General features: G+C 69.3%; 20 protein-coding genes, 1 tRNA gene, 1 other RNA gene and 1 pseudogene. 6 read left to right on the top strand and 17 right to left on the bottom strand.

Annotated elements, in window-relative coordinates; genetic code table 11:
• Window positions 1-93: 93 nt before the first annotated feature.
• Complete coding sequence (bluB, locus tag ABEU20_RS17075; protein WP_420165552.1) at window positions 94-723, bottom strand: 5,6-dimethylbenzimidazole synthase; 630 nt, start codon at window positions 721-723, stop codon at window positions 94-96.
• Window positions 724-769: 46 nt separating this feature from the next.
• A complete protein-coding gene (locus ABEU20_RS17070; RefSeq protein WP_420165551.1) occupies window positions 770-1,843 on the bottom strand; it encodes a CobW family GTP-binding protein in 1,074 nt (357 codons plus the stop codon).
• Between the two features lie 143 nt (window positions 1,844-1,986).
• On the opposite strand from ABEU20_RS17070, the gene ABEU20_RS17065 reads away from it, so the two are divergent.
• The 3 genes from ABEU20_RS17065 to ABEU20_RS17055 all read left to right on the top strand — a co-directional run bounded on the left by ABEU20_RS17065 (window position 1,987) and on the right by ABEU20_RS17055 (window position 3,511).
• Window positions 1,987-2,712: a (2Fe-2S)-binding protein gene (locus tag ABEU20_RS17065; protein WP_420165550.1), complete on the top strand. Its 726-nt coding sequence runs from the start codon at window positions 1,987-1,989 to the stop codon at window positions 2,710-2,712.
• 194 nt (window positions 2,713-2,906) lie between these two features.
• Window positions 2,907-3,203, top strand: a complete 297-nt coding sequence (locus ABEU20_RS17060; RefSeq protein ID WP_420165549.1) for an antibiotic biosynthesis monooxygenase family protein — start codon at window positions 2,907-2,909, stop codon at window positions 3,201-3,203.
• 179 nt (window positions 3,204-3,382) lie between these two features.
• Window positions 3,383-3,511 (top strand): hypothetical protein, encoded by a 129-nt coding sequence (locus tag ABEU20_RS17055; RefSeq protein ID WP_420165548.1) that lies wholly within the window; start codon window positions 3,383-3,385, stop codon window positions 3,509-3,511.
• 144 nt (window positions 3,512-3,655) lie between these two features.
• On the opposite strand, the gene ABEU20_RS17050 is transcribed toward ABEU20_RS17055, so the two are convergent.
• From ABEU20_RS17050 to ABEU20_RS17040, 3 genes are all read right to left on the bottom strand, one after another.
• Window positions 3,656-3,728: transfer RNA gene (locus tag ABEU20_RS17050), tRNA-Ala, on the bottom strand.
• A 146-nt stretch (window positions 3,729-3,874) separates the two neighbouring features.
• Window positions 3,875-4,624, bottom strand: a complete 750-nt coding sequence (locus ABEU20_RS17045; protein WP_420165547.1) for a DsbA family protein — start codon at window positions 4,622-4,624, stop codon at window positions 3,875-3,877.
• Window positions 4,625-4,710: 86 nt separating this feature from the next.
• Window positions 4,711-5,199 (bottom strand): MauE/DoxX family redox-associated membrane protein, encoded by a 489-nt coding sequence (locus ABEU20_RS17040; RefSeq protein ID WP_420165546.1) that lies wholly within the window; start codon window positions 5,197-5,199, stop codon window positions 4,711-4,713.
• 73 nt (window positions 5,200-5,272) lie between these two features.
• On the opposite strand from ABEU20_RS17040, the gene ABEU20_RS17035 reads away from it, so the two are divergent.
• Window positions 5,273-6,025 (top strand): VIT1/CCC1 transporter family protein, encoded by a 753-nt coding sequence (locus ABEU20_RS17035; protein ID WP_420165545.1) that lies wholly within the window; start codon window positions 5,273-5,275, stop codon window positions 6,023-6,025.
• A gap of 6 nt (window positions 6,026-6,031) precedes the next feature.
• Here ABEU20_RS17035 and ABEU20_RS17030 read toward each other — a convergent pair.
• The 12 genes and pseudogenes from ABEU20_RS17030 to ssrA form a co-directional block, all read right to left on the bottom strand.
• A pseudogene (locus tag ABEU20_RS17030) lies at window positions 6,032-7,222 on the bottom strand (MFS transporter); the annotation flags it as partial.
• Between the two features lie 35 nt (window positions 7,223-7,257).
• On the bottom strand, window positions 7,258-8,895 hold the full coding sequence (gene pgm / locus ABEU20_RS17025) for a phosphoglucomutase (alpha-D-glucose-1,6-bisphosphate-dependent) (RefSeq protein WP_420165544.1): 1,638 nt from the start codon (window positions 8,893-8,895) through the stop codon (window positions 7,258-7,260).
• A gap of 69 nt (window positions 8,896-8,964) precedes the next feature.
• Entirely contained in the window at window positions 8,965-9,309 is a 345-nt protein-coding gene (gene crcB, locus ABEU20_RS17020; protein ID WP_420165582.1) for a fluoride efflux transporter CrcB, read from the bottom strand.
• Complete coding sequence (locus ABEU20_RS17015; protein ID WP_420165543.1) at window positions 9,306-9,662, bottom strand: fluoride efflux transporter FluC; 357 nt, start codon at window positions 9,660-9,662, stop codon at window positions 9,306-9,308. Before ABEU20_RS17015 ends, crcB begins: the two co-directional genes overlap by 4 nt.
• Window positions 9,663-9,719: 57 nt before the next feature.
• Window positions 9,720-10,511: a DUF1295 domain-containing protein gene (locus tag ABEU20_RS17010; RefSeq protein ID WP_420165542.1), complete on the bottom strand. Its 792-nt coding sequence runs from the start codon at window positions 10,509-10,511 to the stop codon at window positions 9,720-9,722.
• Entirely contained in the window at window positions 10,508-11,803 is a 1,296-nt protein-coding gene (locus ABEU20_RS17005; protein WP_420165541.1) for a class I SAM-dependent methyltransferase, read from the bottom strand. Before ABEU20_RS17005 ends, ABEU20_RS17010 begins: the two co-directional genes overlap by 4 nt.
• Window positions 11,800-13,077 carry a class I SAM-dependent methyltransferase gene (locus tag ABEU20_RS17000; RefSeq protein WP_420165540.1) on the bottom strand — a complete coding sequence of 426 codons (1,278 nt, stop codon included), beginning with the start codon at window positions 13,075-13,077 and terminating at the stop codon, window positions 11,800-11,802. The genes ABEU20_RS17005 and ABEU20_RS17000 overlap by 4 nt, the downstream gene beginning before the upstream one ends.
• Window positions 13,077-13,820 carry a DUF1365 domain-containing protein gene (locus ABEU20_RS16995; RefSeq protein ID WP_420165539.1) on the bottom strand — a complete coding sequence of 248 codons (744 nt, stop codon included), beginning with the start codon at window positions 13,818-13,820 and terminating at the stop codon, window positions 13,077-13,079. The genes ABEU20_RS17000 and ABEU20_RS16995 overlap by 1 nt, the downstream gene beginning before the upstream one ends.
• Window positions 13,817-15,109 (bottom strand): NAD(P)/FAD-dependent oxidoreductase, encoded by a 1,293-nt coding sequence (locus tag ABEU20_RS16990; protein ID WP_420165538.1) that lies wholly within the window; start codon window positions 15,107-15,109, stop codon window positions 13,817-13,819. The genes ABEU20_RS16995 and ABEU20_RS16990 overlap by 4 nt, the downstream gene beginning before the upstream one ends.
• A gap of 25 nt (window positions 15,110-15,134) precedes the next feature.
• Complete coding sequence (locus ABEU20_RS16985; protein ID WP_420165537.1) at window positions 15,135-15,710, bottom strand: alpha/beta hydrolase; 576 nt, start codon at window positions 15,708-15,710, stop codon at window positions 15,135-15,137.
• 93 nt (window positions 15,711-15,803) lie between these two features.
• Window positions 15,804-16,775 (bottom strand): prolyl aminopeptidase, encoded by a 972-nt coding sequence (gene pip / locus ABEU20_RS16980; RefSeq protein ID WP_420165536.1) that lies wholly within the window; start codon window positions 16,773-16,775, stop codon window positions 15,804-15,806.
• An 85-nt stretch (window positions 16,776-16,860) separates the two neighbouring features.
• Window positions 16,861-17,232, bottom strand: a transfer-messenger RNA (tmRNA) gene (gene ssrA, locus ABEU20_RS16975).
• A 221-nt stretch (window positions 17,233-17,453) separates the two neighbouring features.
• Between ssrA and ABEU20_RS16970 the strand changes: the two genes are divergently transcribed.
• Window positions 17,454-18,659: a lipase family protein gene (locus ABEU20_RS16970; protein WP_420165535.1), complete on the top strand. Its 1,206-nt coding sequence runs from the start codon at window positions 17,454-17,456 to the stop codon at window positions 18,657-18,659.
• 139 nt (window positions 18,660-18,798) lie between these two features.
• Window positions 18,799-20,868 carry a peptidase gene (locus tag ABEU20_RS16965; protein ID WP_420165534.1) on the top strand — a complete coding sequence of 690 codons (2,070 nt, stop codon included), beginning with the start codon at window positions 18,799-18,801 and terminating at the stop codon, window positions 20,866-20,868.
• Window positions 20,869-20,880 lie beyond the last annotated feature (12 nt).

Raw genomic sequence — 20,880 nt, 5'->3', positions numbered from 1 at the left:
GGGCGCGGCCGGCGGATCCGCGTCGGGCTCCGGCACGGGCAGCCAGGCGGGCGGCGGCTCGCGCCGCCGCCGCGGCTGACCTCGGTCACCAGCTCAGAAGCGTTCCCAGTGGATCGCGTCGGACAGGTCCCGACGCGTCCGCCAGCCGAAGCGCTCCAGGTCGGGAACCTCCTGGAACTGGTCCACCTTGCCGACGCACAGCCACGCGATGGGACGCACCGGCGCGGGGATGTCGAGCAGCTCCGTGAGGTTCTCCTCGTCGTAGAACGAGACCCAGCCGACGCCGATGTTCTCGGCGGCCGCTGCCAGCCAGAGGTTCTGGATGGCCAGCACCGCCGAGAACAGTCCGGTGTCGTCGATGGTGTGCCGGCCCAGGATGTTCTGACCGCCGCGCGACGGGTCGTACGTGACGACGATGCCGGTTCCGCTTTCCCGGATCCCCTCGATCTTGATGGGGTCGAACGTCTTTCGACGATCCTCCGGTAGCGAGTCGGCGAAGGCGCGGCGACGCTCCGCGACGTGATCGGCGAAGGTGTCGAGCGTGTCCTGGTTACGGACGACGATGAAGTCCCACGGCTGGGTGTTGCCGACGCTCGGGGCCGCGTGCGCCGCGCCGAGCACCCGCTGCAACGTCTCGTCGGGGATCAGTTCGCCACTGAACTCGGCGCGGACGTCACGGCGTCGGCGGATGGCTTCGTACACGGAAACGAGAGATTCGGTCACGCCCTCCACGGTAGCCGCCGGGCCGCGGGCGCTTCCCGCGATCGCGTCAGGCGTCGACCGTGTAGCGGTGCACGCCCATCATGGTGTCGCTCTCGAGGCAGTCCGCCTCGGGTTCGACGCAGGCGTCGAGCACGGCGTCGACCGCGTCGGGGTCGAGATCCATACCGATCACGACCAGTTCGGTGCGCCGGGCCTCCCCCGCCCCCCAGCGTTGCGGGTGGAAGCTGACGTGATCGCCGACCACCTGCAGCAGGTACTTCTGTTGATAGCCGGGCACGCCGAAGTAGACGAAGCCCTTGATCCGGTAGACGCCGGCGGGCTGCTTCTCGAGGAACCGGATCAGCCGACGCGGGTGCATCGGCAGGTCGGACGTGAACGTGACGCTGTCGTACATCGCGTGGATGTGCGGATCATGCTCCCCACCGCACTCGCCGCACAGATCCGACGGCTCGTCGAGGCCGAGCAGCAGGTCGTCGAACGACAACTGCTGGCCGGGGCGAGCGGTCGAGCGCGGCGTCCGATCGAACAACAGTCCGGGATCGACGCGGCCCTGCACCGTCGACAGCACCGCTGCCCGTGGATTGATACGGCACACGTCGGCGAGCAGGCCGTCGTGCGCATCGGCGTCGATCCGGTCGGTCTTGTTGAGCACCACCAGGTCGGCGATCGCGATGTGCTGGTCCAGTTCCGGGTGCCGCTGCCGGCTGCTCCGGTACTCGGCGCCGTCGACGAGCATCACCAGGCCGCCGTACGTGATGTACGGGTTCTCGCTGCCGAGCACCAGCCGAATCATATTGCGGGGCTCCGCCAGCCCGCTGGCCTCGACGACGATGACGTCGATCTCCGACCGGCGGTGCGCGAGCTTGTCCAGCATCTCGTCCATGTCGCTGACGTCGACCGCGCAGCACAGGCACCCGTTGCTCAGCGCCATCATCGAATCGACCTGACCCGCAACCATCATCGCGTCGATGTTGACCGACCCGAAGTCGTTGACGATGACGCCGATCCGGGTGCCGCCGTTGTTGTGCAGCAGGTGGTTGAGCAGCGTCGTCTTCCCGGATCCGAGGAACCCGGCGACGATGACGACCGGGATCGACCGTGGTGCCCGCTTCTTCGCCACCCGACCTCCACAATCCCGACAACACCGACCAGCAATCGTACTAGGCACGCCCCTCGATGATCGCGGTGGCGCGTGCCCACGGGAACGCGTGCCACAATGCTCCGTTCGGGGGCCGCCCGTCCCCCTCACCGGTGGAGAACAACATGTCCCGACGATCGACGACCGCTGAGCCTCCCGCTCTCGCCCTGACTCTGGAGACCCTGGCCGGTCTCGGGCCGTACTTCACCGCCACGACGGGCGATCCCGGGCCGGGAGACTGGCGTCCCGTGCGCGACCTCTACGACGACGCGGGCGCGCTCGCCGTCGTCGTCGGCCACGTCGGCGCCCGGCTCGGCACCCGCGAGTACCGGGTGGCGGCGTCGACGCTGTTCCTCGGCTATGCGGCCCGGCTGTGGTCACTGACGCTCGGCGGCATCGTCCGCACCGGAATCCTGCCCGACGCCGACCGCCTGCTGTGGCGCGACATGGACGGCCGGATCGACCTGCACATGTCCGAACCCGGCGGCTGGTCCGGCGGCGAGCTGGTCGAGATCGCCCGGGAGACGGTCCTGGGCCGCCATCTCGAACCCATGATCGCGGCAATCCGGTCCGCCGAGCCGATGTCGGAGCAGGTGCTGTGGGGCAACGCCGCGTCGGCAGTGATCGGCGCCGCCCGCGTGCTCGACGGCGAGACCGGGACGACGGCACTGCAGATCGCCGAGAAGATACTGCTCGATCCCCGACTGGTCGACACCGTCGACCGCGAGGGCACCGGGTTCCGGCGTCGCAGCTGCTGCCTGTTCTATCGCACGCCGGTCTCCGGTTACTGCGGGGACTGTGTGCTCACCCGCCCGGCGCGTACGTTCGGGCAGCCCGACGCCGGGAAATAGGTCATTAGACCGAGGCAACGTGCCCCGCACCACAAATTGCACTACAGTACAAAAACGTTGCCCCTCCCCCCTGGGCAGCAACGGGGCTCGTCCGGCTTTCCCCCCCTGTCCGGACGAGCCGTCGGGTGGTGGCGCGTGAGAGCACTCCGCGCCACCACCTGGCACCGTCCCCGCGCGGGTGACAGGATGCGCGGATGATCCTCGAACATGCTTCCCTGCAGGTGAAGCCAGGCCGCGCCGACGATTTCGAAGCAGCGTTCGCGCAGGCGAAGACAATCGTCTCGGCGGTGCCCGGCTTTCGGAGGCTCTCGTTGTCCCGCTGCATCGAACGCCCCGACGCCTATCTCCTGCTCGTCGAATGGGACACCCTCGAGGACCACACCGAGGGCTTCCGCGGCTCGGACGGGTATCAGGAGTGGCGACGCCTGCTGCATCACTTCTACGACCCGTTCCCCACCGTCGAGCACTACGCGTCCGTCGACCGGGCCTGAAAGGCGCGTCGCACAGGGCGCGTTACCGCGCGTGTTCCGCCCAGCGGACCGCTCGACGAGACAGCCGCCACAATCTGGTTTACGGTCGATCCGCCTCCCAGCCAACCGAAAGGTTGTTTGGTTGCGGCTATCGACAACCGGACGCAGTGCCGGCGTGGAACACACAATGAGGAGTAAAAATGGGTTCGTCTGACGCAGATCTCGCGCTGATCAAGCAGATTCAGCCGGTCGTGAGCGGCATCGGCACCGTCATCGGTGGCCTCGGCGCCATCCTGAGCCTCATCGGCGCGGTGGCTGCCCTCAGCTGATTCGTCAGCCGTAGTCTCGAAACCCCCGACCCCGTCCCCGGACGGATCGGGGGTTTCCTCGTTCCAGGCGCCGCGCCGCCCGCGTTGGGGTCGACACGAAGAAGACCGGGTCACGATCGTGTGATCGTGACCCGGTCTTCGGAGTGGAGCTAAGGGGACTCGAACCCCTGACCCCCACACTGCCAGTGTGGTGCGCTACCAGCTGCGCCATAGCCCCGTGTCAAATTGTTTCCTGCGCTTCGGGAGTGACTCCCTCGTGCTGAAAGAAAGTTACACCACCGCCGACGCGGACAACAAATCGGCTGGTCAGAGGCGATAAGCCGTTCGGTGGCCGATCCGCAGCGGACCGGCCACCGATCGGTTCTACTGCGAAACCTTCGAGACCCAGTCGGGATCGCCCAGGGCGTCGATCACCTGGCCGTTGTGGACGACGGCCGGGGTGCCGGTGGCGCCCGACGCGGCGAGGGCCTGTCGGCCCGTCTCGGCGTCCGCGGCGGCCTGCTGCACACGCTCACCGCTGGTGATGCAGTTGACGGCGGCCTCGTTTGCGCCGGCATCCTTCGCGAGCGTCGCGAGTTGCTCGTTGGACAGGTCCGACTTGCCGTTCTCGGCGGGCTGGTTGGCGGGCGAGAACAGCTCGGCGTGGAACTGCGAGTACGCGATCGCGTCGCCGGTCTGCGCCACGCACTGCGACGCGGCCACCGCGCGCGTGGAGTAGTCGCCACTCGACGAGAGTCGATTGAGGAAGTTGAGGATGTGGTAGTTGACGGCGAGCTTGCCCTCGTCGATGGCCTGCGCCACCTCCTGGCCGTGCTTCTCCTCGAGCTGCGCGCAGTACGGGCACATGGGGTCCTCGAACACGTCGATGGTGTTCGTGACGTCCGGCAGACCCAGTCGGACGACGCCCGCATCCCCCATCGTCACCTGGACGGCGGAGTTCTGCACCGCCCCGTATCCCTCGTTGCGGGGCTTGTTGCTGTCCCGCGTGAGCAGAATGCCGCCGATCACCAGCGCGGCGATCACGACGATCGCGATGCCGCCGACGATGTAGGTGGCCTTGCTGGAGGTCGGTTGCGGGTTGTACTTCGCCGACTTCGGTTTCTTCGAACTCACTTCGCGTCCTTCGTCATGGTTGTGAGGTCCGTGCGGAACTGATCCGAGCGCCCGCCGCGAGGGCGCGCGCAGGCATTACTCCGGACCTACTCTGCCACCGTCGCCTGAGCGGGCACTGAGAACGGCGCGCGGGAGCGGGGCCCGAGAGCGAACGGGCTGCGCGGGAACACCGCGAGCCACACCGCCATCGCGAGGAACCCGACGTCGCGGGCGATTTCCTTGGCGTAGTCCCAGCCGTCGACGTCCGCGACGCCACCACCACCGAAGCATCCGCAGTCGATCGACAGGCCGCGAGCCCACACCGAGACGATGACGCCGATGAGCACCAGCAGGGCCGCGGCGGACACGATCGCGGTCACCCGCACGCCGAGTCCGATCACCAGGAACAGGCCGAGCGCGATCTCGAGCATCGGCATCGTCGTCGCGACGGGCTGCACGAGGCCTTCGGGCAGTAGCTGGTAGGCCCGGACCGCCACGACCGTCTGCGTGGGGTCGATGAACTTGATCCACCCCGAGATCAGCCACACGGCAGCCAGACCGAGGCGCGCGAGGAGGCTCACAATGCGTATCCACACGCCTCACACGCTACCGAACAGGTATGCCTGCGCTTTCTAGATCATCTTCGTTTCCGCAGCTAGATTCGGCCGTGTGAACGATGCCGTCCCCGACCCCGACAAGCCGAGCGCGTCGACACCGCCGCCCCGGCCGCACGAGTTCGACCACAAGCACTCGGACGTCTCCGGAGGCTGGCTGCGTGCGGCCGTGTTCGGTGCGATGGACGGCCTCGTCACCAACACGTCGCTGATCGCCGGTGTCGGCGGTGCGGGCGTGGACACGCAGACCGTGATCCTCAGCGGTGTCGCGGGGCTCGTGGCCGGCGCCTTCTCGATGGCGCTCGGCGAATACACGTCGGTGTCGACGTCCAACGAGCAGATCGACGCCGAGGTGCGCGTCGAGCGGCGCGCACTGCGCAGACATCCCGAGGCGGAGGAGGCGGAACTCGTCGAGACGTTCACCTCGATGGGCATGAGTGAGCAGACCGCGACGGCGGCCGCCGCGGAGGTGCACGCCGACACCGACCGCGCGGTCGACATCCACATCACCCACGAGCTCGGTGTCAACCCGCAGGAGAAGCCGTCCCCGCTGGTGGCGGCCGGGTCGTCGTTCGTGATGTTCGCGATCGGCGCGATCATCCCGCTGCTCCCCTACCTATTCGGGTTCGAGTCGCTGTTCGCCGGCCTCGCGATCGGCGGCGTGGGCCTACTGCTCGCGGGCGGGCTCGCCGCGTACTTCACCGCCCAGTCCAGGATTCGGGGGGCCGTCCGGCAGCTCGTGTTCGGTGCGATCGCGGTCGGTGCCACGTACGTCGTCGGCGCGCTCATCGGGGTCGGCGTCGGCTGATCCCGGCGGCCCCGTGGGGACCAGCACCCACAGCAGGATCGGCAGGAGCATGATCCCGCCGGTCACGGCCCACGCCGCCTCGAACGACAGCTTCTCGGCGAGCGTGCCCGCCACGAGGGGGCCGGCGAAGCCGCCGATGTCACTGGTCATCTGGAACGCGGCCAGCAGCGGCCCACCGCGCCGCCCGGACCCGACGACGTCGGCCACCGCCGCCTGCTGCGCCGGGCCCATCACGCCCGAACCGATGCCCGAGACGGCCGTCGCGATGTAGAAGATCACGAGGTCGTCGGTCAGGCCCATCGTCATCGTCGACACACCGCAGATCAGGAGTCCGGCGATCACGAAAGGCTTACGTCCGATGCGGTCCGACAGCCGACCCGAACGCAGCAGGACCAACGCGTTGCCGACCGCGAACACCGTGAGCGCGACGGCGGTGGCGGCGGTGTCCCCGTCCAGGGCGGTCACGACGAACAGCGGGACGAGCGCGATCCGGACACCGAAGATCACCCACCCGGTGGCGAGATTCGACGCGAGGGCCGCCCGGAACATCGGGGCGCGCAGCCCCTCACGCAGCGTCATGGTTCGTAGGCCGCTGTCCGTCTCGGGCGCGGCGAGGTGCGAGTTCCGGAGCGCGACGAACACGACGGCGGCCGCGATCACCAGCGCGACCGTGTAGATCGCGAACGGCACCCGCAGGCCGAACCGGGCGAACACGCCACCGAAGAGCGGGCCGGTGATGGTGCCGATCAGGAACGACGCGGTGTAGATCCCCGACACCCGGCCGCGGCCCTGCGGCGGCGACATCCGGATGAGCAGACCGAGCGCGGAGACGGTGAACATCGTGGACCCGATGCCGCCGAGGGCACGGAAGACCAGCAGCTGCCAGTACTCGGTCGCGACGGTGCAGGCACCCATCGAGGCCGCGGTGATGAGCAGGCCGGACATGTAGGTGGGCCGCTCCCCGAGCTTCTGGACGAGTCGTCCGCTCATCGGCGCGAACAACAGTCGCATCAACGCGAAGACACTGATGACCGCGCTGGCGGCAGTGAGACCGACCCCGAAGCTGCTCGCGAACTGCGGCAGTGCCGGCGCGACGATCCCGTACCCGAGTGCGACGATGAACGCCGACACGACGAGAACCCAGATCTCCTTGGGCAGTTTCGTGTCGGCGCTCGCCGTCGCGTCAGTGTGTCTCATTGCCGATGAATCTATCGGCGTGGGTGAACGGCCGTTCAGCCCAGTCCCAGTGCGCGGGAGACGACGTCCTGAGCGGCGGCCTGCACCTGCGCGAGATGTTCGGGGCCACGGAAGGATTCGGCGTAGATCTTGTAGACGTCCTCGGTGCCGGACGGGCGCGCGGCGAACCACGCGTTCTCGGTCGTGACCTTGAGGCCGCCGATGGCCGCGCCGTTGCCGGGTGCGGCGGTCAGCGTCGCGGTGACCGGTTCGCCGGCCAGCTCGGTCGCGGTGACCTGTTCGGGCGACAGCCTCGCCAGCACCGCCTTCTGCTCGCGGGTCGCGGGCGCGTCGATGCGGGCATACGCGGGATCGCCGTGCTGTCGGGTGAGTTCACGATATCGAGCCGACGGGGTCTGCCCGGTGACGGCGGTGATCTCGGCCGCGAGCAGCGCCAGCAGGATCCCGTCCTTGTCGGTGGTCCACACGGTGCCGTCGAGGCGCAGGAACGACGCGCCGGCGCTCTCCTCGCCGCCGAATCCGAGCGACCCGTCGAGCAACCCCGGAACGAACCACTTGAATCCGACCGGCACCTCGACGACGGGGCGTCCCAGCCCGCCGGCGACGCGGTCGATCATCGACGAACTGACGAGAGTCTTGCCGACCTTCGTCGTCGGCGACCACCCGGCGCGGTACGTGTAGAGGTAGTCGATCGCGACCGCCAGGTAGTGGTTGGGATTCATCAGGCCACCGTCCGGAGTGACGATGCCGTGCCGGTCGGCATCGGCGTCGTTGCCGGTCGCGAGGTCGAAACGGTCACGCGCCGCGATGAGCGACGCCATCGCGTGCGGCGACGAGCAGTCCATCCGGATCCTGCCGTCACCGTCGAGTGTCATGAACCGCCACGTGGCGTCGACGAGCGGGTTGACGACGGTGAGATCGAGGCGGTGCCGCTCGGCGATGGCCGCCCAGTAGTCGACGGAGGCGCCACCCAGCGGATCCGCACCGATCCGCAGACCGGACGCCCGGATCGCGTCGAGGTCGAGGACGCTCGGGAGGTCGTCGACGTACTCGGACAGGTAGTCGTACCGCCCGGCCTCCGCGAGGGCCCGCGCGAGCGGTACCCGGGCGATCCCCGACAGCCCGGAACGGAGCAGCTCGTTGGCCCGGTCGGCGATCACCGTGGTGGCGTCGCTGTCGGCAGGTCCACCGTGCGGCGGGTTGTACTTGAAGCCTCCGTCCCGCGGCGGATTGTGCGACGGGGTCACGACGATGCCGTCGGCACGCGCGGCCGGCCCGGATGCGTTGTGCCGCAGAATCGCGTGACTCACCGCCGGCGTCGGGGTGTACCGTTCACGCGAATCGATCACGACCGCAACATCGTTGGCGACCAGTACCTCGAGCGCCGTTGCCCATGCGGGCTCCGACAACGCATGCGTGTCACGGCCGAGGAACAGCGGGCCGGTGATCCCCTCCGCCGCGCGGTACTCCACGATCGCCTGCGTCGTCGCGAGGATGTGGGCCTCGTTGAACGCCGAGTCGAGGCTCGAGCCGCGGTGACCGGACGTCCCGAACACCACCTGCTGCAACGGGTCGGACGGATCGGGAGTGCGCGTGTAGTACGCGGACACCAGGTGCGCCAGATCCTCCAGATCCTCCGGCAACGCCACCTGTCCCGCTCGTTCGTGCACCATCGACCCCTCCGCATTTCTGGAACTGGAAACTCGGTTCCATCGTGCCAGGACCGGAGACACACGGCGCGTTCAAGCGGTGATCCGAAACCCCGACCACGCGAATCCGATACCGATCGCGACGCTGGCCGCGACATACACGACGGAGGTGACGGACCGCCGGACGCGGGCGAGACCGACCGACTCGGTGGCGAACGTCGAGTAGGTTGTCAGCCCGCCACAGAAGCCGGTGCCGAGCAGTGCGAACACCACCGGTGGCAGTGTCGCGCCGGACAGGAGCCCGAGAACGAAGCAGCCGACGACGTTGACGACGAACGTCGGCACCGGGAAACTGCCGTACGACACCAGGTGCCGACCGGCGAGGTAGCGCACCCCCGCACCGACGCCGCCCCCGAGCGCGACCCACACGACCGTCACGACGCCGCCTCCCGTCGGGAGTGCCACGCCTCGCCGATCCCCATTCCGAGGCGAGCCGCGAGCAGTGCCGGCAGCAGCGTCGCGAGGATGTAGACGATCGCCGACCCCGGGTTCTGCACGACGTCGACCGCGAACGTCGAGAACGTGGTGAATCCGCCGAGTACTCCGACACCGAGGAACAGCCGCCACAGCCGGTCGGGTCCGAGCACGGCGGCGAGGATGCCCAGCAGCAGCGACCCGACGATGTTGATCACGAGAATGGTCCAGATACCGGGGAACTGCTGCGCGAGCAGGTACCGCGCGCTCGCCCCGAGCGCCCCGCCCACAGCGACCACCGTCAGCGCCCGCACCATCGCACCTCCTGTCTGCCGACCGGGAACAACTGTGGCAGACGCATCCGAGTCACGGAATCAGCGATGCGGCGGCCGCGGCACAAAGTAGGCCGTGCGCTGCTGGTATTCGCGGTAGCCGGGGCGCCGCGCCATGTGCTGCTCGAGCAGGCGGGCCCCGGTGGCGTAGACGAGGAAGTACGTCATCGCGACGGGCGAGAGGATCGTGAGCACACCGGGCCACGTCTGCGCGGCGACGAGGAAGATGCCCCACCACACACACGCGTCGCCGAAGTAGTTGGGATGCCGGGTCCAGCCCCACAGTCCGCGATCCATCACGGTGCCGCGGTTGGCCGGGTCGGCCTTGAACGCCGACATCTGGGCGTCGCCCACCGCCTCGAACACGAACCCCACCGACCACACCGCGACTCCGAGGATCGTGAACACCCCGACACCGCCGTGCGCGACGGCGGCGACCTGCACCGGCAGCGAGACGAACCACAACGCGACGCCCTGCGTCAGGTAGATCTTGCGGATCGCGGTGAGGGTGCGGTTGCCGCCGGCGTCGTCGAGCAGCTTCTCGTAGCGGGGATCCTCGCCGTGCCCGCTGGTGCGCCGCGCCATGTGCGCGGCGAGCCGCAGGCCCCAGACCGCGACGAGCGCGGCGAGCAGCCAGCGCCGCCACGCGTCGCCGTCGCCGAACGCGGCCGCGACGAGCGCGACGACGACGAAGCCGACACCCCACGACACGTCGACCACGTTGTGCCGTCCCCGCGCGAAGCCGAACGCCGCGGTCACGATCATGAGGACGGCCGCGGCGACGAAACTGCCGATCGTGACGAGCGCGAAACCGCTCCAGTCGAACCCGTTCATCGTGTCGTCCATTCCGTCCGCTCGGGCAGGTCGTCCCTCCCGGGCCGGACCGCGAGGATCTGGTCGACCCCCATCCGCCCGTCCCGAAACGCCATGCCGCCGCCCACGAGGTACAGCCGCCACACCCGGGCGACCTCCTCACCGACCATCGCCACGGCGTCGTCCCACCGAGATTCGAAGGTGCGGTACCACGCGTCGACGGTGCGGACGTAGTGCTCGCGCAGGGCGTGCACGTCCCGGACCTCGAGGCCGGCTTCCTCCAACAGCGCGACGGTCTCCCCGACCGGCCGCATGAACATGTCCGGCGCGATGAAGGATTCGATGAACGGGCCGCCCCCGGGGTGCCGGCCGGTGCGCGACATCTGCTGCACCAGGATCCGTCCGCCGGGGACGACGTTGTCGCGCAACGCTCGCGCATACACCGGGTAGTTGCGCCGGCCCACGTGCTCGCCCATCTCGAGCGACGCAACCGCATCGAATGCCCGGTCCGGAACGTCGCGGTAGTCCTGCACGCGGATCTCGACGCGGTCCCCGAGGCCCAGTTCGGCGATGCGCCCGTCGACGAACCGTTTCTGCTCCCGCGACAGCGTCACCCCCACCACCCGCGCCCCGTACTCGGCGGCGGCGTACAAACTCAGCGACCCCCATCCGCAGCCGACGTCGAGCAGACGCTGTCCGGGGCGCCGGTCCAGACCCAGCTTGCGGCACACCAGGTCCAACTTGTCGCGCTGTGCGTCCGCGAGTGTGTAGTCGGCGTCGTCGGAGGTCCAGTACGCGCACGAGTACGCCATGTGCGGGTCGAGAATCAACGCGTAGAACTCGTTCGACAGGTCGTAGTGGTGCCGGATGGCGGCGCGGTCGCGGACCTTCGAATGCAGGCGACCGTGCACCCGCGCCTGGGAGGCGGGTGGTGCCGGCGGCGCCCCGAGCGCCCCGACCCGGCGCGACAGACGCGCGGCCCGGGCGAGCAGCGCCGGGGTGACCCGGACGCCGCGCAGTCCGCGCGCCCGCACGGTCTCCCACACGTGGGTGAGAGCGTCGTCGAGGTCGCCGAGGACGTCCAGGTCGCCCGTGACGTACGCCTGCGCGGCGCCGAGTTCCCCCGGACGCCACAGCATGTGCCGCAGGGCGTTCGGGCTGTACAGCACCACGGGCGGCGCGTCCGGTGGACCGGCGGTGCTGCCGTCCCAGGCGGTGAGCCGCACCGGGAGGTCGCCTCCCACGATCGGTTCGAGGATCGCCGCGAGGTCGTGGGCGATGCCGGTACGCGGACGCGTCGAGGCCGTGGTCATCGGGTCTCCCTCCGGTCGAGGACGAACTGTTGGACGTCGAGATAGCCGGACCGGAATCCGGCCTCCGAGTAGCAGAGATAGAAGTGCCACATCCGACGGAAGACGTCGTCGAAACCGAGAGCGTCTACCTCGGGCGCGTGCACGGCGAACCGCTCGTCCCACAGGCGCAGCGTCCGCGCGTAGTGGTCACCCATCGACAGCCGTTGCCGCACACACAGGCTCGTCTGTCGTGCGGTGATCTCCTCGATCGCCCGCACCGACGGCAGGAATCCGCCGGGGAAGATGTACTTGTGCACCCACGTGTACGTGCTCCGCGTCGCGAGCATCCGGTCGTGCGGCATCGTGATCGCCTGGATCGCGATCCGGCCACCCGGCGACAGCAGACGGTCGAGTGTCCGGAAGTAGGTGCCCCAGAACTGGTGTCCCACCGCCTCGATCATCTCCACCGACACCACCGCGTCGTACCGCCCCTCGACCTGCCGGTAGTCGAGCAGGTCCACCTGCACCCGGTCGGCGTAACCGGCCTCCGCGATCCGCTTGCAGGCCAGGTCCTGCTGTTCGGTCGACAGCGTCACCGATCGCACGGTGGCGCCGCGCGCGGCCGCACGAATCGCCAGTTCGCCCCAGCCCGTGCCGATCTCGAGGACGCGGCTACCCTGCCCCACCCCCGCCCCGTCGAGCAGGCGATCGATCTTGCGGTGCTGCGCGGCAGCGAGATCGTTCCACCCGGACGCCGCGACGTCGTCGTCGAACAGCGCGCTCGAGTACGTGAGCGTCTCGTCCAGGAACAGCGCGAACAACTCGTTGGACAGGTCGTAGTGGCGAGAGATGTTCGACCGGGTGTTCCGGGTCGTGCCCTTCTCGCTGCCCGGCGGTCTCGGGATCACCATGCCGCGCAGTCGCTGCAGCGGCCGGGGTATCAGCGTTGCCGCGCGGCCCGCGAACACCTCGAGGACGGCGGTGAGATCGGGGGCGGACCAGTCGCCGGCCATGTACGACTCCCCGAAGCCGATCAGTCCGCTCTCCCCCACCCGCGCCGCGAAGTCGTCCGGCCGGTGCACGATCATCACCGGCGGAGCGGTAGCGGTGGGATCGCCCAGCACGGTGCCGTCCGGGAACTGCACCCGCACCGGAAGCCGGGACACCGCCCGGCGGAACAGTCCGTCGGCGACGATCCCGCCGATTCGCGCGCGCACACCCGAGGGTGCGCGGTGCAGATCTCCCCACGAGCACCGGTCGGCCGGCCGCCGGGCCGGGATCACGGTCGCGGTCATCACACTGTCTCCTGTCGTCGATGTGCCGGCCGCGGCCGAACGGGTAAGCCCCTGGCCCACAGCCGAATACCCTGCCACCGGATCTGCGCGGCAACCCGCAGCGGCGCCAGTGGGACCGTGAGCGCCGCGCGCACCACTTCCAGCGCCGTCGCGTCACGGCGTTCGCCCACCACGCTCGCCACGAACGGGGGCTGACCGGGACGCTCGAGCGAGATCGCGATCCGCAGCGCGGCGTCCGGGGTGGGCAGGCGCATGCGGTACTCGCCGTCGACGTCGTTGAACGGCGAGACGTAGAACTCCTTCGCTGCCCGCGCGTTCCCGCGTTCGTCGGGCCGCAGCAGGTAGCAGTGCCGCTCGCCGTACGTGTTGTGCACCTCGGCGATCACGCACACCGGGCGGCCGTGGGCGTCGTGGCACCAGAACACGCTGAGCGGATTGAACACGTAACCGAACACGCGGGCGTTGGTCAGCAGCAGCACCTTTCCTCCCTCGAGGTCGATGCCGTGCGCCGCGAGGAACGCGTCGACGTTCTGCCGCAGACTCCACTGCAGGTCTCCGAGGTGGTCGGCGGAGGCGAACCCGGCGAGCGGGGCGAGCACGCGCGGCAGGCTTGGCAGGTGATCGACGTCGACGAGCCAGCTGTAGCTGCGATAGCGGAAGGCGTTGCGCAGCGGCGCGGTTCGCACATGCCGGATCGTCGTGCGGTAGATCGCCGGAGTCGGCGGCACCGGTGGTGCGGTCATGCCCACTGCCCTCCCAATCGCTGCGCGGCGCGCAGACCCGACAGCGCACCGTCCTCGTGGAAACCCCACCCGTGATAGGCGCCGGCGAAGGCGACGACGCCGTCGCTCAGTTCCGGCAGCCGCCGCTGCGCCGCGAGGGAGGCCGGGGTGTACTGCGGGTGCTCGTAGACCATCGTGTCGAGCACCCGTGTCGGGTCCACGATGTCGCTGCCGCCCAACGTCACCAGATAGCGCTCCCCGGTGTCCGGCAGCCGCTGCAGCCGCGTCATGTCGTAGCTGACGAGCACCTGCTCGGGGCGCGCGGCGCAGAACGGGATGCGGTAGTTCCACGAGGCCCGCGCCCGCGCCGATCGGGGCAGCACCGCCGTGTCGGTGTGCAACTGGGTGTGGTTGACCGAGTACGGCATCGCACCGAGCACCTCGTGCTGCAGTGGGGTCGGGGCCCCGAGGATCTTCAGGGCCTGCTGCGGATGCGTCGCCACGACGACGGCGTCGAACCGGCGCATCGCGTCGCCGTCGTCGCGGATGTCGACACCGTCGACATGGCGGTGGATCGCCCGCACCGGAGTCGCCACCCGCACCTCGCCGACGGCGTCGGCCACACGTCGTACGTACTCTCGACTGCCGCCCCGCACGGTCCGCCACGTGGGCGAGCCGCCGACGCTGAGCATTCCGTGATGCTCGAGGAACGTGAACAGGTAGCGGGCCGGGTAGCGGAGCGCGGTCGCCGGGTCGCACGACCACACGGCCGAGACCAGCGGCGTCATGAAGTGTGCGGTGAAGTACGGCGAGAAGCGCTCGTCGGCGAGGAAGTCGCCGAGGGTTCGTTCACCGTCGATCGTGTCGGCTGCGAGCAGCGCCCGCGCGCTGCGGTGGAACCGCCTGACCTCGAGCAGCATTCGCACGTACTCGGCGCTCAGCACCGCGCCGGCCGTGGGTACGAGACCACGCAGGCCCTGACCGCCCGCATACTCGAGCCCGCATCCGTCACACCGGATCGACATGCTCATGTCGGATTCCTGTGTCGGCACATCCAGTTCGGCGAACAGCCGGAGCAGGGTCGGGTAGGTGCGGTCGTTGTGGACGATGAAGCCGGTGTCCACCGCGAGCGACTCACCGGACGGAGCCACCACCCGATGTGTGTCGGCGTGGCCGCCCAGCCGGGCGTCGGCCTCGTACAGCGTCACGTCGGCGCTCTTCGCCAGCACCCACGACGCCGTCAGTCCCGCCACCCCGGACCCGACCACCGCGATCTTCCGCCGTCCGCCGCCACGTCGACCGTCGCTCATCCGTGCCCCTCCTCGTGTCCGCTGTTCACGAGACATTCGGAGACGTACGGCGGCGCGATTGGTCGCGAACGAAATCGATCGCGGCGCGATGCCACCGGGCCGGATCGCGCAGCATCGTGTGGCCCGCTCCCGTCACGCCGATCCACTGCGCGTCGACACCTCGCGCGCGGGCCAGCGCGGTCTGCCTCCGCGACGCCGCCGGGTCGGTCCACGTGTCCGCGCTGCCGTGCACGACGACCATCCGCACACCGGTCGGGATGCAGGCGCCCTCACCGTCCGGCCACCACGGGGCCAGCGCGAGCACCCCGCACACCAGGGGGTCGTCGGCGACGACGGCCGCGACGCGACCACCCATCGAGTGCCCGACCAGGGCCACCGGGATCTGCGCCGCCCGCAGGTCGTCGAGCGCCCTGCGGACGTCGTGGACGGGGCTGCGATCCGCACCGTTCCAGCCCCGGAGCCGGTAGCGGACCTGGCGCACCCGGGCGTCCGGGCAGCGCCGCCGCAGGGCCCACGTGAACAGGAACATGCGCAGGGGCGCGGCCTGCCAGGGCCGGGCTCGGCGCCGGTCGCGGACCTTGCCACCCGGCAGCACCAACACGATCAGAGACGGAGATCCGTCCCGATCGTTCCTCGCTCGTTTCCGTACCGGCATGACCGGTATTCGGCACCGGCGATCGACCGGATGGGTGCGCTACGTGCCGGCCCCGGCGCCCAGATGTGCGAACGAGTCGATCGCGGCAACGAGGTGCTCGGTGAAGCTTCCGCCACCGTGCCCGGCATCGTCGACGACGACCAGCCGGCTGCCCGGCCACAGACGGGTCAGTTCCCACGCGATGTCGAGCGGGCCGGACACGTCGTACCGGCCGTGCACGAGGACCGCCGGAATGTCGGCGAGCAGGTGCATACCGTCGCGGAGCTGGTTCGGGGCGAGGAAGCAGTCGTTGCCCCAGTAGTGCGTGACCAGGCGCGCGAAGACCATCCGGAACGTCGGATCCCGATACCTCGCGTCGGGGGTCCAGCCCGGGGTGAGGGAGACGTGGGCGTCCTCCCACTCGCACCAGCGGACGGCCGCGTGCTCGCGGACCGACGGATCGGGGTCGGCGAGCAGTCGCGCGTACGCCGCCGCGAGGTTGCCGTCCCGCTCGTCCTCGGCCACCGGTTCGACGAAGCGCTCCCATTCGCGTGGGAAGATCCGCCGCATGTCACGAGTGATCCACTCGACTTCGCGGCGAGAATCGGACGTGATCGCGCCCAACGCCATCGCGATCACCCGATCCGGATGTGCCTGCGCGTATGCCAGTCCGAGGGTGACACCCCACGACACTCCCACCACGACCCACCGCTCGACGCCGAGGTGCTCGCGCAGTCGCTCGATGTCGGCCACCAGGTGGGCGGTGGTGTTGGTCGACAGATCGACCGCGGGGGTGTCGGCGCGCGGGACGCTGCGGCCGCAGCCGCGCTGGTCGAACAGCACCGCGCGGAACACGTTCGGGTCGAAGAGCCGTCGCCTGCCGGGGCCGGCCCCGGAACCCGGTCCGCCGTGCAGATAGACCACCGGGACACCGTCCGGGTCTCCGACGGTCTCCCAGTAGAGGCGGTGGCCGTCGGTCACCTCCAGCCGACCGGTCTCGTACGGCTCGATCGACGGGTGACGCGCAACCATGGGTCGAGTCTGCCAGCCGGTCGCCGGGAGGTTCCGACAACGAAAAAAGGGGCCCGATCGGAAGTCTTCCGATCGGGCCCCTTCTCAGTGGAGCTGCCGGGAATCGAACCCGGGTCCTCCGCCGCTTTGCCAGGGCTTCTCCGTGTGCAGTTCGCTAAGTCTCTACTTGGATCTCCCGGTCTCGCGAACAAGCCGTGATGACGATCCCAGTCGCTGTTCGATGTCCCGTCCCACTCCGCGACCGAGTGGAACGGTAAAGCCCTCTAGCTGATGCCAGTACCCGGATCGAGGGCGAACCCGGACTGACAGACACGCAGTCGCTACTTAGGCAGCGAGGGCGTAGTCGCGCTGATTGGAATCGGCGCTTATTGGTTTGCAGCGACGCTTACGGTGGTCTCTTGCCTGCACCGACACGCTTCCCCTAACTCAACGTACGCAGTCGAAACCGTTCAGCCCCGTACGTCCCCACGTCTTTCATGGGGCTACTTACTCTAACCCGTGCGGTGCCGGGAATCATCCCAATTTCCGTCGGGCGTCCCGCGCCCGCCACCGACTCGGCCTGCGGCGCCGCCCGCATCCACGCGTTTCCGCCTTCAGCAGCACTCCATTCCGTTAGTGTCTGGCCCCGGGACGGACTTTCGGTGACATTCGTCACTCGACACTCTGGGGGAAACTGGGATGACGTCGTTCGCGCGCCGACTCGTGGCCGCTGCCGCACTCGCTCTTGCCGCCGTGACCGCGGGCACGGTCACCGCCCCCGCGGCGGGGGCCGCACCGGCGTATCCGACACCCGTGGCGGACCCGTTCTACGCGGCGCCGGCCGACATCGCGACCAAGGCGCCGGGCGACGTTCTCGAGGTGCGCCGGGCGGACACCTGGCTGGTCCCCGGCAACGAGGTGTGGCAGATCAAGTACCGGTCCACGAACTCGGCGGGCGAACCCATCCCCGCGGTCACGACGGTGATCAAGCCGATCAATTCGCCCTCCGACATGCCCGTGCTGTCGTACCAGGCGATCGTCAACTCGCTCGGGCTGCGCTGCGCACCGTCGGCCGCGCTGTTCACCGGCGAGATCAAGGACGTCTTCGGGTTGCCCCTCGCCCTGGCGCAGGGGTGGGCGGTGGCGATCCCGGACCATCTGGGACCCGACAGCGCTTACGGCGCCGCCAAGCTCGGCGGCATGATCACGCTCGACGGCGTCCGCGCGGTGAAACGCTTGCCGGAACTCCGATTGGCGAACAGCCCCGTCGCGCTGGCCGGGTATTCGGGTGGCGGCATGGCCACCGCGTGGGCGGCGGCCCTCAACCCGACGTACGCCCCTGACGTCGAGCTCGCGGGCGTCGCCCAGGGCGGCGTTCCGGCCGACATCGAGGAGATGGCCGTCGGACTCGGCCTGGCGGATCGGCATCCGGGCTTCGGGCTGGGATTCGCCGCCGCCGTGGGGCTCGAACGGGAGTACCCGGACCGGTTGCCGATCGGTGACCAGCTGACCCCGGTGGGCCTCGGTTTGCGAGAAGAACTCAAGGACGAGTGCCGAACGATCATCATCGCGAAGGGCCTCCTGCACGGGGTGAGCGAGGTCGCCAAGTCGACGAGCCTGCTGCAGGACGAGCGGACCCGCGCCGTGATGCGAGAGAACAGCCTCGTCGACTACCCCGGAATCCCGACCGCTCCGGTGTTCATGTGGCAGGGCTCGACGGACGGACTGACGCCGTTCGGGTCCGTGGCCAGGACCGCCGAACGCTACTGCAAGGCCGGCGCGACACTGGTGTTCCGCGGTTACCCCATTGCCGAACACATGACGAACGCGGTCGTGGGCCTGCCCGAAGCCTTCCTCTATCTGAAGGATCGCTTTGCCGGCCTGCCGGCTCCGAGGGAGTGCTGAGCAGCGTTTACGTCGGCGAACGAATCGTATATGTCCATTCCTCGGGATTTGTTCGCGAAAGCACCTGGACGTCCGTTCAGCTTCCCCTAGCGTGCTCGCGTGAAGACGTGAATTGCGCCTGTTAGGGGATGTCCGCCGAATGTCCGTCCGCTCCAGCTTCGTCCGCCGCCGACTGCTCCCGACGCTCGGCGCCTGCACGGCGATCGCGATCGCCGGAACCGCGATCGCCGTGTCGGTTCCGTTGTCACCCGATCCCACCGACCCCGGTCCTCCCACCGATCCGGTCTACGGCCTCGCGGGGGGCTGCTACACCCTCGCGTCGGAGACCGTCCCCGGGTTCGTCGTCCGCGACGGTGACGGATACCGGGTCGGCGCCGACGCCGCCGATGCCACGAAGTTCCGGATGCAGGCCGCCCAACTCGGCCGCTTCCTCTTCTTCGGTGACGACTCCGCACTGATCGCGGGCGAGCCGGGCCATGCGTTCGCCGCACTGCAGGCGACGCCTGCCACCGACTGGACGCTCACCTTCACCGACGGCGCGTACACCGCCACCTCCACCACCAACGGACAGCAGCTGGGCGTGAACCGGGCCGACGGCCGGCTCGCGGTGACCGATCCCGGGCAGGACCCCGAGGCGGGACGCTTCCGGCTCGCCCCCGCCGACGGCTGCGCAGACTTCCCCGAAGCGGAGGTCGGTGCCCGCGGCGTCCCGCTCACCACCTCCCCCGGCGAGGTGCGCGGCTTCATCGACGCGCACGTCCACATGAACGCCAACGAGTTCATCGGCGGCGAGATCCGCTGCGGCGAGCCCTATTCGCCGCTCGGCGTCACGGTCGCGCTGCAGGACTGCGAGGACCACGAGCCCGACGGCCTGCCCGCGCTGCTCGAGAACGTCCTCTCGCACGGCAGCCCGTTCGAATCGCACGACACCACGATGTGGCCGAGTTTCGCGGACGTCCCGTCGTACGACTCGATGACGCACGAGCAGATGTACTACCGCTGGGTGGAGCGCGCGTGGCGCGGCGGCCAGCGGATCATGACGAACCTGCTGGTGTCGAATCGCGTGCTGTGCGAGCTGTATCCGCTGCGCAGCAATCCGTGCGACGAGATGGAGACCGTCCGGATCGAGGCCCGGCAGGCACACGGGATCCAGGACTACGTGGATGCGCAGTACGGCGGTCCCGGTCGCGGCTGGTTCCGGATCGTCAGCTCCCCCGCCGATGCCCGCGCGGTCGCGGCGTCGGGCAAGCTCGCCGTCACGCTCGGCATGGAGATCTCCGAGCCGTTCGGCTGCGGTCTTCGCAACGGTGCGCCGCTGTGCACCGAACACGACATCGACGCCGGACTCGACGAGCTGTACGGGATGGGTGTGCGCCAAGTCATCCTCACCCACAAGTTCGACAACGCCCTCGGCGGTGTGCGGTTCGACCAGGGCGTGACCGGCCTCGCCGTCAATGCCGGCAACTTCCTCGGCACCGGCGAGTTCTGGAAGACGGAACCGTGCACCGGCGTCGCGAAGGACAACCCGATCGGCAACGTCGATCAGTCCACCGCGGAGCTGACGAAGTCGCTACCGCCGGGCGTGACGCTGCCGGTGTACCCCGACGGTGATGCATGCAACGCGCGCGATCTGACCCCGCTCGGCGAGTACGCGATCCGCGCGATGATGCAGCGCGGCATGATCGTCGACATCGACCACATGGGGGTCGAGACGGCCGACTCGGCCCTGAAGATCCTCGAGGACGCGCAGTACTCGGGTGTCGTGTCGAGCCACGGCTGGACCGACCCGTCCAACTACCCGCGCATCTACAAGCTCGGCGGGTTCGTGGCGTCGTATGCGGGGCCGTCGGAGAACTTCGTCGGCGAGTGGCGGGCGGCCCGGGAGGATCGCGACGAGCGCTACTACTTCGGCTACGGCTTCGGCGCGGACACCAACGGGTTCGGCGCGCAGCCGGCTCCGCACGAGGACGGGGCGCGGGGCGTCGAGTACCCCTACAGCACGTTCGACGGCGGCACCGTGATGGAACAGCAGCGCGCGGGCACCCGCACGTTCGATTTCAACACCGACGGGCTGGCGCAGTACGGAATGATCCCGGACTGGATCGAGGACATGCGAGTGTTCGCCGGTCAGGACGGCGCCCAGTTCATCGACGACATGTCCCGCGGCGCCGAGGCCTACCTGCAGATGTGGGAGCGCGTCGCCCGCTAGAAGCCGCGGTGG

This window comes from Rhodococcus parequi, from assembly GCF_046042785.1.
Taxonomy (GTDB): domain Bacteria; phylum Actinomycetota; class Actinomycetes; order Mycobacteriales; family Mycobacteriaceae; genus Prescottella; species Prescottella parequi.
Note: the sequence above shows the minus strand (reverse complement) of the source record. Positions and strands in the feature narration are given on the sequence as shown.

Excerpts from the sequence above, each read along its gene's own strand:
- ABEU20_RS17065 (WP_420165550.1), top strand. The coding sequence starts at position 1,987 with ATGTCCCGACGATCGACGACCGCTGAGCCTCCCGCTCTCGCCCTGACT.
- ABEU20_RS17060 (WP_420165549.1), top strand. The coding sequence starts at position 2,907 with ATGATCCTCGAACATGCTTCCCTGCAGGTGAAGCCAGGCCGCGCCGAC.
- ABEU20_RS17055 (WP_420165548.1), top strand. The coding sequence starts at position 3,383 with ATGGGTTCGTCTGACGCAGATCTCGCGCTGATCAAGCAGATTCAGCCG.
- pgm (WP_420165544.1), bottom strand. The coding sequence starts at position 8,895 with ATGGTGCACGAACGAGCGGGACAGGTGGCGTTGCCGGAGGATCTGGAG.
- ABEU20_RS17015 (WP_420165543.1), bottom strand. The coding sequence starts at position 9,662 with ATGGTGCGGGCGCTGACGGTGGTCGCTGTGGGCGGGGCGCTCGGGGCG.
- ABEU20_RS17010 (WP_420165542.1), bottom strand. The coding sequence starts at position 10,511 with ATGAACGGGTTCGACTGGAGCGGTTTCGCGCTCGTCACGATCGGCAGT.
- ABEU20_RS17005 (WP_420165541.1), bottom strand. The coding sequence starts at position 11,803 with ATGACCACGGCCTCGACGCGTCCGCGTACCGGCATCGCCCACGACCTC.
- ABEU20_RS17000 (WP_420165540.1), bottom strand. The coding sequence starts at position 13,077 with ATGACCGCGACCGTGATCCCGGCCCGGCGGCCGGCCGACCGGTGCTCG.
- ABEU20_RS16995 (WP_420165539.1), bottom strand. The coding sequence starts at position 13,820 with ATGACCGCACCACCGGTGCCGCCGACTCCGGCGATCTACCGCACGACG.
- ABEU20_RS16990 (WP_420165538.1), bottom strand. The coding sequence starts at position 15,109 with ATGAGCGACGGTCGACGTGGCGGCGGACGGCGGAAGATCGCGGTGGTC.
- pip (WP_420165536.1), bottom strand. The coding sequence starts at position 16,775 with ATGGTTGCGCGTCACCCGTCGATCGAGCCGTACGAGACCGGTCGGCTG.
- ABEU20_RS16970 (WP_420165535.1), top strand. The coding sequence starts at position 17,454 with ATGACGTCGTTCGCGCGCCGACTCGTGGCCGCTGCCGCACTCGCTCTT.
- ABEU20_RS16965 (WP_420165534.1), top strand. The coding sequence starts at position 18,799 with ATGTCCGTCCGCTCCAGCTTCGTCCGCCGCCGACTGCTCCCGACGCTC.